This is a genomic window from Streptomyces sp. NPDC002676 (genome assembly GCF_053592455.1).
Genome location: NZ_JBSFVT010000010.1, coordinates 31,028 through 45,260 on the forward strand (window position 1 = coordinate 31,028; position 14,233 = coordinate 45,260).

The 14,233-nt window shown below is 71.1% G+C and carries 9 protein-coding genes; 4 read left to right on the forward strand and 5 right to left on the reverse strand.

Annotated elements, in window-relative coordinates:
• The 5 genes from ACWD3E_RS25980 to ACWD3E_RS26000 are packed head-to-tail and all read right to left on the reverse strand — an operon-like array spanning window position 1 to window position 6,419.
• Window positions 1–2,022 carry an endo-beta-N-acetylglucosaminidase gene (locus tag ACWD3E_RS25980; RefSeq protein ID WP_451389967.1) on the reverse strand — a complete coding sequence of 674 codons (2,022 nt, stop codon included), beginning with the start codon at window positions 2,020–2,022 and terminating at the stop codon, window positions 1–3.
• The gene (locus ACWD3E_RS25985) at window positions 2,019–3,275 is read right to left on the reverse strand and encodes a glycoside hydrolase 5 family protein (protein ID WP_451389968.1); all 1,257 of its coding nucleotides are present in this window, start codon (window positions 3,273–3,275) and stop codon (window positions 2,019–2,021) included. The genes ACWD3E_RS25980 and ACWD3E_RS25985 overlap by 4 nt, the downstream gene beginning before the upstream one ends.
• Before the next feature lie 31 nt (window positions 3,276–3,306).
• Window positions 3,307–4,212, reverse strand: coding sequence for a carbohydrate ABC transporter permease (locus tag ACWD3E_RS25990; RefSeq protein ID WP_451389969.1), 906 nt, complete (start codon window positions 4,210–4,212; stop codon window positions 3,307–3,309).
• Window positions 4,209–5,123 (reverse strand): carbohydrate ABC transporter permease, encoded by a 915-nt coding sequence (locus tag ACWD3E_RS25995; RefSeq protein WP_451389970.1) that lies wholly within the window; start codon window positions 5,121–5,123, stop codon window positions 4,209–4,211. The genes ACWD3E_RS25990 and ACWD3E_RS25995 overlap by 4 nt, the downstream gene beginning before the upstream one ends.
• A 6-nt stretch (window positions 5,124–5,129) precedes the next feature.
• Entirely contained in the window at window positions 5,130–6,419 is a 1,290-nt protein-coding gene (locus ACWD3E_RS26000) for an ABC transporter substrate-binding protein (protein WP_451389971.1), read from the reverse strand.
• A 236-nt stretch (window positions 6,420–6,655) separates the two neighbouring features.
• Here ACWD3E_RS26000 and ACWD3E_RS26005 point away from each other — a divergent pair, with 236 nt between their 5' ends.
• The 4 genes from ACWD3E_RS26005 (at window position 6,656) to ACWD3E_RS26020 (ending at window position 14,226) form a co-directional block, all read left to right on the forward strand.
• Window positions 6,656–7,726: a LacI family DNA-binding transcriptional regulator gene (locus tag ACWD3E_RS26005; protein WP_451389972.1), complete on the forward strand. Its 1,071-nt coding sequence runs from the start codon at window positions 6,656–6,658 to the stop codon at window positions 7,724–7,726.
• 73 nt (window positions 7,727–7,799) lie between these two features.
• Window positions 7,800–8,159, forward strand: coding sequence for a CU044_2847 family protein (locus ACWD3E_RS26010; protein WP_451389973.1), 360 nt, complete (start codon window positions 7,800–7,802; stop codon window positions 8,157–8,159).
• Window positions 8,160–8,161: 2 nt separating this feature from the next.
• Window positions 8,162–12,892 carry a trypsin-like peptidase domain-containing protein gene (locus ACWD3E_RS26015; protein WP_451389974.1) on the forward strand — a complete coding sequence of 1,577 codons (4,731 nt, stop codon included), beginning with the start codon at window positions 8,162–8,164 and terminating at the stop codon, window positions 12,890–12,892.
• Entirely contained in the window at window positions 12,889–14,226 is a 1,338-nt protein-coding gene (locus tag ACWD3E_RS26020; RefSeq protein ID WP_451389975.1) for an amidase, read from the forward strand. The genes ACWD3E_RS26015 and ACWD3E_RS26020 overlap by 4 nt, the downstream gene beginning before the upstream one ends.
• Window positions 14,227–14,233 lie beyond the last annotated feature (7 nt).

Here is a 14,233-nt window from a genome sequence, read left to right on the forward strand (position 1 = left end):
TTACCAGGTGTGGATGACGGTCACCGGAGTCGACGTGTTGTACAGCTCCCCCACGCCACGCAGTTCGAACCGTGCGGCCGTCTCCCCCGGCGCGGGCTGCAGCCCGGGCACGTAGAAGGCACGCTGGCAGGTGCCGCCGAGGAAGCTGCGGGTGCCGTCGGGCAGGACGCGGTGAAGTTCGTAGTGGCGCACGGGGGCGGGAGCCGCGCTCCAGGCGAAGCGCAGGTCGCCCCCGGTAGCCGCGGTGATCCGCAGGTCGGAGGGGGCGGCGGGGGTCGGGGCGGTGTCCCGGACGGCGAGGCCGCCGAGCCGCCAGCGCACGGGACCGCCGCCCGCTGCGGTGAGGCGGACACCGAGGGCGTGCAGGGTGCCGGACAGCCCTGTGAGCCGTACAGCCGTCGTCTGCCAGGTGTTGACCGAGTTCACAGGCAGAAAGGTGTAGGGCGGTGTCGCACCCGGGCCACTCGGCTCGGCGGTGGCGACGGCCAGCTCGATGTTCACGGCCCCGGCGTCGGTCCGGTGCGTCAGCTCGACAACCGTGTCCACACCGATCGGCAGCCGGGTCGCGTAGAGATCGACCACTGCCGGTTGATCCAGTCCGCCCTCCACCAGCACGCTGCTGCCGCCCCGCCAGGCGTCCTCGAAGTCGAAGGAGACGGTCGGCCGCTGCCCCGCCGTCCGTACGGCCCACCGCCGCGAGGGCAGCCGGTCCTGGAGCCCGAGGTGGTTCCAGGGCGCCTCCGAGGTGACGGCCCCGTCCTCGTACCAGCGCAGCCCGTGTCCCGTGTTGAACACGCTCGCGAACGGCACCGAGGTCACCGTCGACCGGTCCGCCACCGACGCGGCCGGCGCCCGCCACGGATCGGTGCCGTCCGGCCGGGACGGGTCCAGCGAGCGCCCGGTCCAGAACCGGTCGTCGGCCGCGTGGAAGTCTCCAGGGCCGCGCTGCGTGTCGGGCAGGTGGTTGCGGGTCCACTCTGGCCGGTAGAGGCCGATCGAGGTGACGTGCGCCTTCCCTGTCGGCACGATCGCGTCCCAGTCCACGTACGTGTCGGACCCGTTCGACTCGACGTCGACGCCCGCCCACAACTCGTAGCGGCTGCGGCCCAGTTGCTGGGCCCTGGTGCCGGACGAGGCGAGCGTGGCCGCGCTCCAGCGAAAGTCCACGAACATGTCGTCGGCGGCCTGGAAGAACGCCTGGTTCTGGCTGTCCAGCGCGCCCTGCCAGCTGACGGTGCCGTTCACGGTCATCGCGTCGTACCAGGTCACCCGCTGCCCCTGCGCCGCCGCGAGCGCCTTCAGCTGCCTCACGAAACCGAGCATCGCGCTGCCGAGCGCGGTGTTGCCGCCGCCCGTCTCGGCGTTCACGAACCAGCCGTCGAAGCCGTACGCCCGCGCCACCGCGACGAGTTGCGCGGCGAGCGGACAGTGCCCGGAGGAGTCCTTCTGCACGAGGTCGCGGGTCCACTGGAGCTGACCGCCGTAGGCGGTGGGCGGCAGGAAGATGTTGCCGAGGACGGGCACGCCGTGCCGGTGGGCCGCGTCCACGATCGGCGCGTTCGGCGCCAGGATGAGCCCCTCGCCCGCCGATCCGCCCCAGAAGACCAGCTCGTCGAGGTACTCCCAGTGGGTGAGGGTGTAGTAGTCCGCGGTGGCCGAGCCCTGCGCGGGGTTGCTGGAGGTCGGCCCGAAGGAGACCAGGGCCTGGATGCGCGCCTGGCCCGAGCGGGCGGTGGTGTTGGCCGGGGTCGGCGTGAAGCGGGTGGCGAGCGGTACGGACGCGGCGTTGAAGGCCAGGTCGGGGTCGTCGGCCGCGCGCCAGGTCTTCAGGCTGCGCCAGGTGATGCCGGTGCCGGGGGTGCCGGAGGGGAGGGAGTCCGGATACCAGTAGGAGGCGTACGGCGGGGTGGCGGTGGCCTTCGGGCGGGCCTCGGCCGAGACGGGAGTGGCCGGCGCGGGAACGGCCGGGAGCAGGGCCGCGGCGGTGCCGGCGATCAGGACGGTGCGTCTGCTGGGGTTCACGAGCGGGTGCCTCCTTGTGGGGTGGGGAGTACCTGACCGGGAGTGACGACTTCGGTGATGCCGCGGGCGGCCAGGTGTTCCTTGTCGTCCGCGCGGATGTCCAGGACGGTGGCGGGCCGGGCGCCGTCGGCAACGAGCCGGAAGAAGGCGTCGAAGACGGGCCCGCCGGGAGCGCAGCGGGAGCGGTGGACCGGGTCGGAGGGCACGACGAGGGCCGTGGCGCGCACGGCCGGAGACTCATGGTGCGCGCGGGCCGCGTCGGCCAGCACGCGGGCGAGGTCCTTGGGGTGCCGTTCGCTCGTCAACAGGCCCAGTCCGTATTCGAGTTCGGGAAAGTCGGCCAGTTCGCGGGAGACGTCGTACGAGCACCACCAGGTGACGCCCCACAGGTCGGGGCAGTCCAGCACATGGCGGACGGTCGCCTCGGCGAAGGCCGCGGCATGCTCGGGCGGCACGAGGGGGGCGGGTGCGCCGACCTCCTGGAGCCACACGGGCCGGTGCGGCTCCTCGGCCCAGGCCTTGCTCAGCTCTACGAGGTAGGCGGCGTGGTGTTCGGCCGGTACGGAGGTGCGGCCGTGGCGCTGGACGGTGCCGTTGAACACCCAGGAGTGCACGGCGGTGACCTCGCCGAGGCGGGCCGAGTGGCCCGGGGTGAAGGGCTGGTCGTCCTGGTACCAGGCGGCGTCGTACGAGGCGTGCAGGTGGGTCCGGCCCGGGGCGCCCTCGGCGCACGCGGCGAGCAGCCGGGCGAGCCAGCGCTCGGCCTCCGCGGCGGTGATCCGGTCCGGGTCGGGATGGGGCCCGGCGGCGAACTGGTTGACCTCGTTCCCGACGGTCATGCCGATGAAGTTGGGCCGGTCGGCGAGCGCGGCGGCGAGGGTGCGCAGATAGCGGGCCTGGCCCTCGACCACGTCCGCGTCGGTGAAGAGGTTTCGGCGGTGCCAGGTGCGGGTCCAGGCGGGCAGGAAGTCGAAGCTGCTCAAGTGGCCTTGCAGCCCGTCCACGTTGACATCCAGGCCGCGTTCGCCGGCCGCGTCCGCGAGGGCCACGAGCTGGTCGACGGCGCGCGGGCGGATCAGCGCGCGGTTGGGCTGGAAGTACGGCCACAGCGGGAAGACCCGGATGTGGTCGAGGCCGAGTGCGGCGAGCGCGTCGAGGTCGGCACGTACGGAGTCGAGGTCGAAGTCGAGCCAGTGGTGGAACCACCCTTCACTCGGGGTGTAGTTGACGCCGAAGCGCACGGCAGGGGGCATACGGGATCCTTGCGGGATGGGGTGGGAGAGGTCAGCCCTTGACCGCGCCCTCGCCGACCCCGCGGAAGAAGTACCGCTGCAGGCAGGCGAACAGGGCGATGAGCGGCGCCACGGCGATGACGGTGCCGGCGGCGACGATCCGCTCGTCGTTGGCGAAGGTGCCGTGCAGATAGTTGAGGCCTATGGTCAGGGTGAACTTGGACGGATCGCTGAGCACGATGAGCGGCCACAGGAAGTCGTCCCAGGCGCCCATGAAGGCGAAGATCGCGACGACGGCGAGGGTGCCCCGAACCGACGGCAGCGCGATGCGCCAGAACCGCTGCCAGACATCGGCACCGTCGACGTAGGCGGCCTCCTCGATCTCGTACGGCAGGTTGCGGAAGGCGTTGCGCATCAGCAGGACGTTCATCGCGCCGACCGCACCGGGCAGGACGACGCCGATGAGCGTGTTGTTCAGGCCGAGTTCGCGCATGGTGGTGAACTGGGCGATGACGATGCCCTCCACCGGCACGAGCATCGCCAGCACGAAGACCAGCGTGGTCACGCGCCGGCCGCGGTAGCGCAGCCGAGCCAGGGCGTATCCGGCGAGCGCCGAACCGGCGCAGTTGGTCACGACGTTGGCGCTCGCGACCTTCAGGGAGTTCAGGACGTAGTCCCAGACAGGGATGGTGTCGGCGACCCGCTCGTAGTTGTGCAGGGTCGGGTGGCTGGGCAGGAACTTCGGGGGCGAGCTGAAGATGTCCTCGGTGGGGCCCTTCAGAGAGGTGGACAGCTGCCAGAGGAACGGGCCGACGGTGAGGGCGAGAACGGCGAGCAACAGCAGGTAGCGCCAGAGCAGTTCGCCCCACCGGATACGGCGGCCGTGCTCGTCGGTGACCCTGGGCCCCCGGGCCTCGGGGGCCGGACGCACGGGCCGTACCTTCTCCAGGACGCTCACGACTCCTCCCGGCGGTCGGCACGCAGCACGAGCAGCATCAGCACGACGGTGACGGCGAACACGACGACGGAGAGCGCGGAGGCGTAGCCGACCCGGCCGGTCAGCCCGGTGCCGGTGCGCTGGACGAGCATGACGAGGGTGGTGTCCTCGCCGGCCGGGCCGCCGCTCGGGCCCGCGATCAGGTACACCTCGGAGAACACCTTGAAGGCGGCTACCGAGGACAGCGCGGCGACCAGCAGCATGGTGGAGCGCACGGCGGGCACGGTGACGCTGAGGAAGCGGCGCACCGGTCCGGCGCCGTCCACCGCGGCGGCCTCGTGCAGCTCGCGGGGGACGTTCGCCAGCGCCGCCAGGTAAATGATCATGTAGTAGCCGAGGCCCTTCCACACCGTGACGGCCATGGCGCTCAACAAGAGCAGCCACTGGTCGCTGAGGAACCCGACCCGTCCGATCCCGACCGCCTCCAGGAGGGAGTTGACCAGCCCGCGTTCGTCCAGCAGCCACACCCAGATCAGTCCGACGACCACGATGGAGGCGACGACCGGGGTGTAGAAGGCGGAGCGGAAGAAGGTGATGCCGGGGACGCTCTTCTGCACCAGCAGCGCGAGCAGCAGCGGCAGGATCACCAGGGCCGGTACGACACCGAGGATGTACAGGGTGCTGTTGCGCAGGCCGATCCAGAACATGTCGTCGTGCCACAGCTCGCGGTAGTTCGCGAGGCCCACGAAGCGGCCCGGGATCAGGGTGCGACGGTCGGTGAAGGAGTTCACGACGGTCGACACGAACGGGTACAGCACGAAGGCGCTGACGACGAGCAGCCCCGGTGCGGCGAACAGCCAGGGGCTGGTGGGCAGTTGCCGCCGCACCCGGGATACCCGCGCGCCCCGGGAGGGAGCGGTGGAAGTGGCCACGACTGCTCAGCCCTGCTGCTTCAGCAGCTGGTCACAGGCATTGACAGCGTTGTCAAGAGCCGCCTTGGGGCTCTCCTTGCCCTGCAACGCCTTGGCGACCTCGTTGCGCAGGGCGGTCTTCATCTGGTCGCTGAACAGGACCGGTGTGTAGTTCACCGCGTTCTTCAGCGAGGTGGCGGCGGCGATGCGCACGCGCGTCTCGTCGGTGCCGTCCTGCTTGGTGAAGTAGGGGTCGTCGAGGGAGCCGGCAGTGCTCGGGAAGATGGCGACCTTCTTGGCGAAGGACATCTGGTTCTGCGCGTCGGTGACGAAGTGCGCGAAGGCGATGGCCGTCGGGGTCTGCTTCGTGCGGGAGTTGACCATCACGCCCATCACGTACATGTTGACGTGCCCGGTACTGGTGATCTGGTCGGTGATCCCGATGTTCTTGTAGAGGTCCGGCGCATTCTTCTTGAAGTTGCCGAGGTCCAGGGCGCTGCCGGGGTTCATCGCGACGGCCCCGGTGAGGAACTTCTTGCCGGAGGACTCCGGGGTGGCGGTCAGCGCCTGCGGATCGAGGGCCTTGGCGTCGTACAACTCCTTGTATTTAGCGAGGAGTTCCACGCCCTTGGCGTCGTTGAAGGCGAATCCGTCGCCTTCCTTGTTCATCAGCGGGACGCCGTACCGCCCGAAGTCCTCGATGGTGGGCACGTTGGCGAGCGTGGCGACCTTGCCGCCGCTCATCTTGGCCATCTGCAGCGCGTCGGCGAAGAGTTCGTCGTACGTCTTCGGGGGCGCCTCGGGGTCGAGTCCGGCCTTCTTGAACAGGGACTTGTTGTAGAAGAGCGGCCCGGTGTTCAGGTACCACGGGAAGGCGTACGTGCCGCTGAGCCCCGGTACCTGGTGGCTGGCCCAAGCCCCGTCCAGGTACTCGGACTTGTACTTGCCGGCCGCCTTGTCGAGGTCGAGGGCGAGTCCGGCCCTGGCGAGCGGGGCGACCAGGTCCGGGGAGACGTTGACGACGTCGGGCAGGGTGCCGCCCGCCGCGTCCGCGCTGATCTTGTCGGGGTAGCCCTCTGCGGGCTGGTCGATCCACTTCACATGGGTGCCGGGGTACTTCTTCTCGAAGTCCGCGATCACGCCGTCGAAGTAGGACTTGAAGTTGGCGCGCAGGTTCCAGGTCTGGAAGGTGATGTCGCCCTCGACCTTGCCGGAGGCGTCCTTCGCTCCCCCGTCGTCGCCCCCCGAACCACAGGCGCTCAGCGGCAGGACGAGGGCTACGGCAGCGGCGGCGAAAGTTCTGCGGGAGATGCGCACGGTGGCTGGGCTCCTTTGCAGCGAAGGTTGGCTTGAGGTGCCGGGCCAGACCTTGCACGCCGATTCCGGGCACCGTCAATGGAGGCGACTCAGCTAAAGTCATTAGTGGCTCAAATCCCGTGCTCACAGTGGCGAGTTGGAGGTATTGCCGCAGATCGCTAATGCGCTTTAGAGTGAAAGTGCTCAAGCGCATTAGCAGTTGGCGTGGACCGTACCGTCCGAGGGGGAGCGTGGCGTTGCCGGAGAGACGATCACCCGCGCGCCGGCCGACGATGAAGGACATCGCGCGCCGCGCCGGAGTCTCCGAGAGCGCCGTCTCCTTCGCGCTCAACGGCCGCCCCGGAGTCTCCGAGGCCACCCGCGCCCGGGTGCGCCGCGTCGCCGAACAGCTCGGCTGGCGGCCCAGCACGGCGGCCCGCGCCCTGTCCGGCGAAGGAGCGGCCACCGTCGGCTTCGTCCTGGCCCGCCCCGCGGACACCCTGGGCGTCGACTCCTTCTTCCTCCAACTCGTCTCCGGCATCCAGGAAGTGCTCGCCGAGCGCCACCTCGGGCTCCTCTTCCAGGTCGCCGAGGACGTGGCCGACGAGTGCGCGGTGTACCGGCGCTGGTGGGCGGAGCACCGGGTGGACGGCGTCCTGGTGGTCGACCCGCGCACCGAGGACCCGCGGCCCGACCTGCTGGACGAACTCGGCCTGCCCGCCGTGGTGATCGGCGGCGCGCCCGACGTACGCCACCCCGGCCTGTCCACGGTCTGGGCCGACGACGCCGGCGCGATGGCCTCCGTCGTGGACGAGCTGACGGTCCTCGGCCACCGCCGGATCGTCCACATCGCCGGGCTCCCCGGCCTCGCACACACCCAGCGCCGGATCGCCACCCTGCGCGCGGAGGCGGAGCGCCGCTCCCTGACCGAGGTCCGCTCGGTGACCACCGACTACTCCGACACCGAGGGCGCCGCCGTGACCCGCCGGATGCTCCGCGGCTCCCCGCCCCCGACCGCCCTCATCTACGACAACGACGTGATGGCCGTCGCCGGTGTCGCCGCCGCGTCGGACCTCGGCTTCCGGGTCCCGCAGGACGTGTCGGTGGTGTCCTGGGAGGACTCGGCGCTGTGCCGCATGGTCACCCCGCGGCTGTCCGCGCTCTCCCGCGACAGCACGGAGTTCGGCCGGACGGCGGCCCGGGAACTGCTCGCCCTGCTGGACGGACATGCGGCCCGCTCGGTGGGGGTGCCCGTGCCGCACCTCACGGGCCGGGGCAGTACGGCGATCGTCTCCGACCACAACTGGCCTGGCGAGCAGGGGTCTTGAGAGAGCGGCCACGGATACGATGGCCCTCCGGCCGACTTGGTGAGGGGCCGATGCAGGGAAGGGGAGAGCAGGCTTGGACAAGGAACTGGACGCGGGCGGCGAGACGGTCGTCCCGGTCGAGATCGACGGTCAGACGGTGCTGATGGCGATCGGGCCGGGCGGCCGGAAGGCGGCGCCTCCGGCCCTCGGCGAGGAACGGGAGATCGGCTGGCGCCGACCCCGCCTGGAGCCCGTACTGGACGGCCTGACAGCGGTCGCCCGCGCCATGGGAGCACGGTTGCAGCAGACCGGGGCGTCCAAGGCGACCGTCGAGTTCGGCTGTGACGTCTCCTTCGACACGGGTCAGTTCCTGGCCGTGGTGGGCAAGGCCACCTCCAAGTCCACGTGGAAGGTCACGCTGGAATGGACCGCTCCGGAGGCTCCAGGGGCCTAGGGGTGCACGGCTGGACAGAGCAACTGGAGGCGGCGACCGTCGCCCTGGACCTGCCGGACGGCAACGGATACGGGACCGGCTTCGTCATCGCCCCCGGGGTCGTGGCAACCTGCGCCCATGTCGTGGCCGGCGCACGGAGCGTGCGGGCGCGGATCGTCAAGACCGGACAGGAACTCGCGGTCACGCTGGCGGACGACGAACAGGTCAAGTCCGCCAGCGGACTTGACCTGGCGTTCCTGCGCTTCGACGCGGAGGCCACCCGCACCGGCGTGGTGCTCACGGCACCCGCGCTGTCGCACAGCGACCGCATGCGGGCCCACGGCCACCCCCATGGGGACTACCGGCGAGGCCAGTGGGCCGTCCTGGAGTATCTCGGCGACTCCCGGCTCACCTTCGAGGACCCGATGCCCATGCCCCGGGGCTACGGCACTCCGGTGGGCGAGGGCTACAGCGGCAGCCCGGTGGTCAACGAGCGCACCGGCGCGGTCTGCGGCATGCTGGCACGCTCCGACCTTGCCGGCAGCGCCCACCTCGTGCCCATCGCGGAGATCCTGGCACGGTGCACGGCACCGGAGCCGCCCGTCGCCTGGCTCAGTGCGCTGACGGACGAGCAGCTCCGTGCGGGCGGGTTCCGCTACCCGGGCCCGGACCTGCGGGACTACCTGGAGGCGGCGCGGGCCGAGGCGGACGAGCACCCCTACGCGATGCTGCTGGGCGGCACCCAAGGCATCCCGCTGTCGACGGTGTACGTCGAACAGGAGGCGGCCGACGTCAAGGACGTGCCCGATCGGCAGCCGAGCGAGCGGAAACGGCCCGCTGCCGAGAGCGTGCTCGACACCCAGCGCCATGTGCTGTTCACGGGCGGCGCGGGCGCGGGAAAGTCGAGCCTGCTGCGCCGCCTCACGCACACGGCGGCCCACGCCTGGCTCGAAGATCCGGCCGGCGCACCGTCGTACATCCCTGTCCGGGTGGCCGCCGACCAGCTCGGCGACCGTCCCCTCCCGGAAGCACTGGCCGAGGCCGTACGACGGGAACTCACGGGCCTGCACCGGTCACTGCCCCCGGAGTTCTTCGCCTCCGCGCCACTGCCGGGCGTGGACTGGCTCGTCTGCGTGGACAGCCTGGACGAAGTCCTGAACTCGAACACGCGGAACAAGGTCATCCAGATCATCCAGTCGTGGGCAGCGCGCGAGCCGCACATGCGGTTCGTGGTGGCCAGCCGTTCCCTGATCACCTCGGAGATGCACCAGCTGAAGGCCCTGGAGCGGTACTCCCTCCTGGAGTTCGGGGACGAGGAGATCGCGAAGGTCGCCGAGGCGTGGTTCGAGGCGCTGGAGGTGCCGGACGCGGCACGGCAGGCGAGCTGGCTGCTCGCCGATCTGCGCCACGGCCGGCTCGGTGAGGTCGCGAAGAACCCGCTGTACCTGACCATGATCTGCGTAGTTACGGCCTCGGGTGAACTGCCCCGCAATCCGGCCGACTTGTACGCCGGGTTCATCAAGCTGCTGCGACACAAGGGCGCCCAGCACCTCGAGCGCGGCGGGGTGGGCGGATACGGGATCACTCCGGACCTCCTCTCCCGGGTGCACGACGTGCTGAGCCCGGTGGCCGAACAGCGGCAGGCCGGTGACACGCGCCCCCTCCTGGACCAGGCGCTCGACCTGCTGGCCGACGACGGCAAGGGCGAGCCCGTGGAACGCGACGTCCTCCTGCGCGCCCTCACTTTCACGGGGCTGATCACCCAACGGGCCGGCCAGCTCCACTTCCTGCACCACACGATCCAGGAGTACCTGGCGGGGCGTGCCATCGCCGAGCGACTGGGCCCGGGCGATCCGGAGGCACTGCACACCCTGCGCGAGGCGATCGCCGCCGAACGGCCGAACGTGATCCTGTTCATGGCCGCCGCCTGGCGCGCCCAGATGCACTCGCTCGACGAGTTCCTGCGCACCGCCCTGAGCGCGGGCGGCTGGCGGGAGTTGCTGCTGTGCGCGACCATCCTGAGCGACGAGGCGAGCACCGACCGGGAGCTGGTGGCCTGGTTCGCCCGGGCTGTGATCAAGTTGTACGGGCGGGATATTTCGGCCGGCGGTGACATCGGGGAGGGCACTGTCCTCGCCCGGCTCTACGCGGTCCTGCACGAACAGGACCTGAGGGATGTCGTACGTGACCGGAGCATCCCGCACCTGCCACGCATGGCCGCCTTGGAGAGTTATGTACGGCGGTCGGGCCACCAGGCGTCCGCCCTCGCGGACGAACTGACCAGGGAGACGGATCTCCCTTTCCGCCAGCGCATCGCCGCGGCCAAGCTGACCGCCGAGGCGGGAGACCTGTCCACCGCCTCGGACCGGCTCGCCGCCCTGGCGCAGGATCCCCTCCATCCGCCCGGTGTCCGGCTCGAGGCCGCCACGACGGCGATGCGCCTCGACACCGCCGCCGGAACGGAGCTGCTCGCCCACCTGCTGGCGACGGCCACGGACCTCGAGGAAACCGACATCGTCACCGGAGTGTTGTCCATCGGGTACAGCGCGGACCGGGACACGGGGATCAGACTTAGCAAGGCGCTGACGACCAACCCAGTCCATGACCGGATGAGCCCGCACCACTCCCGGTACGTCCTCGGTTCCCTTCTCCAGAGCGCGGCACCTGAGGCGTTGGAAGGCCTGGCCAAGGACTCGTCCGCGCCCCTGTACCTTCGTGTCAGGGCACTCACGGTTCACGGACCGGTCGCGCACTCGGTGCTGTCCGACCTGCTCATTGATCCGACCGGGTCCGACGTACTCGTCCGGTCCGTCCTTCACCTGGCCGATGATCCGCACCTCGTGGCGGACGTCGCTCGCGACGGCAGGCTCGACCACGCCACCCGCAGCGCCGCCATCAGGCGGCTCGTCCAGCTCGACCAGTTCGACACCGCGGGCTCCTGCGTCGATTCCTTGCTGTCCGACTCGCCGGAGCACGACGACATCAAGGTCCTCTCCGCCACGCTGCTCGAACTGGGACAAGCGGCAAGGCACAGAGAGCTGCTGCTCTCGTTGTTGACCGACCCGGAGGTTCCTGTCGGCACCCGAATCGACTGCGCGACACGCCTGATCGAAACCGGGGAGACCACGGCAGTGCGGAACACGCTGACGGCGCTGACCAGCGACCCCGATGTGGGAGCCGCCGACCGACGGTCGGTCGTGAAACTCCTGCACACCATGGACCCCGCGGCATGGGAGAGCCCCTTCGCCGGGATGGCCTCGGACGGCGCTCTGCCGACTTCGGTACGCCTCGAGGCCGCACGAAACCTCCTGGCCGCAGGCCGACGGGACGCTGCCGCAGGTGTGTTGCGCGCCCTGGCCGCCGACGTCCTGTCCGGCATGGGAGAACGCATCGAAGCCCTCACCGACCTGGCCGAGATCGATCTCCGCGCGGCCTCGGAGACACTCCACCGTGTGCTCGACGAGCCCGGAACCTCGGACGAGCAGCTGTGGCAACTGCTGGAACTCGCCGACGCCTGCCTGCCGGACGCCCCACTGCGCGGACGCCTCGATGCGCTGCTCGACGACGAGGCCGTCCCTGCGGCTGCCCTTCTGCACATCGAAATGCACCACACCGCCCACCGAACTGCCATGGTCCCGCTGATGCACCGTGCGCTCGCCCGGATCGCCGACGACCCTGGCGCGGGCCCCGGCCCCCAGTCCCAGGCCGTCGCGCGCTCTGTCGGCAGGATCCCCTATCCCCGGTGGAGACAGCGCATGGCCGCGCAGGACGCCGATCCCCTGCGGCGCCTCAGTATGCACGTCGACGAGGCCGGGCTCAGTTCCTACGTTCCCTCGCCCGGATTCTGGGAGTTCCTGAGCTTCGGCGATGGAATTGACAGCCCTACGGGGTTCCTCGCGGGCGTGGATCCCGGAACGGCCCTGGCCCAGTGGCTCGAACTGCTGGAACAGCGTGAGGTGTCGGCCGTCACCACTCTCCGGCCCCTGTACCGGCTGCTCCGCACCGACGGCCCGCAGCTCAAGGCGGACGCCCTCCTGCTCGCCTGGGCCGAGGATGCGGGGGCTTCCCTGGCAGACCGGATCGCCGCGGTGGAGACCATGGACAGAGGGATGCCGCCGACGGACGCCTGGTACGACCTGGCTTCCGACCCCACCACCCCACCCGAACTACGTGTCCACATCTACGAGTTGCTCCCCACCAGCGGCGCCCACAACCGCATCCCCCTCACCCGCGCCCTGGCCGCCGACCCGGCCGTGCCCCTGCCCGTCCGAGCCCGGGCCGCGGCCTTCCTCGTCGAAGACCTCGGCGAGGAAGGCCGCCGTATCCTCCGCGCGCTCTCCAACCCGCACACCACCGACCCCGAGGCCCATCTGGCCGCAGCCGCCGCCTGGGACAAGCTGGACGTAGGGAACGAGGCGGTGGCCGCGTACCGTCGCGTTCTGGATGCGGAGGACAGCGCAGCCGGGCACCGGGTGCGGGCAGCGAGCGGGCTGGCGAAGTACCGCCCGGTACGGCACGTGGCCCGCCGTGCCCTGACGACCGCGCTGGCCGACCCGGCCGCTCCCGCCGCGGCCCGTGTCGAGGCGGCCGAGGCGCTGCTCACCCTGCGCGAGACCGCCGAGGCTCACCTCGGTCTCTTCCGTCTCGCCCGGGAGCCGGGCCTCACCGAAGCGGAGCGGCAGCGGATCCAGGATCTGCTGCCGCCCGACCTGCGCGATGAAACGTACCGACGAGCAGCCGAGGAGCAGTCGTGAGCAGCTGGGCCGGGCGGAGTGCCGCCGAGATCGCCGTCGCCGTACGCGAGAAGCGGGTCACGCCGCGCGAGGTGGTCGCGGAACATCTCGCGCGGATCGAGCGGACCGACGGCCGGACAGGGGCGTTCCGCAAGGTCCGGGCCGAGGCCGCGCTCGCCGAGGCGGACGCGGTGGGATCCCGTCCGGAGCTGGCGGACCTGCCGCTCGCCGGGGTGCCCGTGGCGGTGAAGGACAACGTGGCGGTGCGCGGCGAGTCCCACCGCGACGGATCCCGTGCGACCGCGGACGCTCCGGCCGTCGAGGACCATGTCACGGTGGCCCGGCTGCGGGCGGCCGGTGCCGTGGTCGTGGGCCTGACGAACGTGCCCGAGCTGTGCGTCTTCGGTACGACCGAGGGCGTGTACGGCACCTCGCGCAATCCGTGGGACACCTCCCGCACGGCGGGCGGCTCCTCCGGCGGCAGCGCGGCTGCGGTGGCCGCGGGGCTGGTGCCGATCGCCCTCGGCAACGACGGCATGGGCTCGCTGCGCATCCCGGCGGCCAACTGCGGGCTGGTCACGCTGAAGCCGGGGCTCGGGGTGGTACCGGCCGGGATCGGCAACGGCGACTGGTTCGGCATGGCGGAGAACGGCCCGCTGGCCACGACGGTCGAGGATCTGCGGCTGATGCTGTCCGTCCTCGCGGACTCGGAATTCACGGGGCAGGAGCAGCGGACGCCGCGCCGCATCGCCGTCGCCCTGCGCAGCCCGCTGGCCGGGGTGGGCGTGAGCAAGCCGTATACGACCGCGGTCCGGGAGGCGGCCGGGGTGCTGGCGCGGGCCGGGCACCGGGTGCGGCGGGCCGAGCCGCCGTACCCCCTCTCCCTGGGCGTGACGGCGCTCCAGCACTGGACGGCGGGTACGGCGATGGATGCGGAGGGGCTGGACCCGGCGCTGCTGGCCCGGCGCACCCGGGTGCACGCGGCGGTGGGCCGCAGCTTCGTCCGCTCCGTCCGCACGGGCGAAAGCCGCGAGCGGCTGCGCACCCGCCTTGCTCCGTTCTTCGCCGAGCACGACGTGCTGCTCACCCCGGCGCTGGCCCGCCGCTCCCCCAAGGCGGGCCCGTGGCACGAGCGCGGCTGGCTGCGCAACGTCCTGGCCAACACCGCCTGTTCGCCGTTCACCCCGCCCTGGAACCTGACCGGCTGGCCGGCCATGTCGGTCCCGTTCGGCACGCTCCCCTCGGGCGCGCCCTGTGCCGTACAACTGGTGAGCCGTCCCGGCGGGGAGCGGGAGCTGCTGGAGCTGGCGGAGGAGTTGGAGACGCTGCACCCGTGGCGGCGGACGGCGCCCTGAGGGGTAC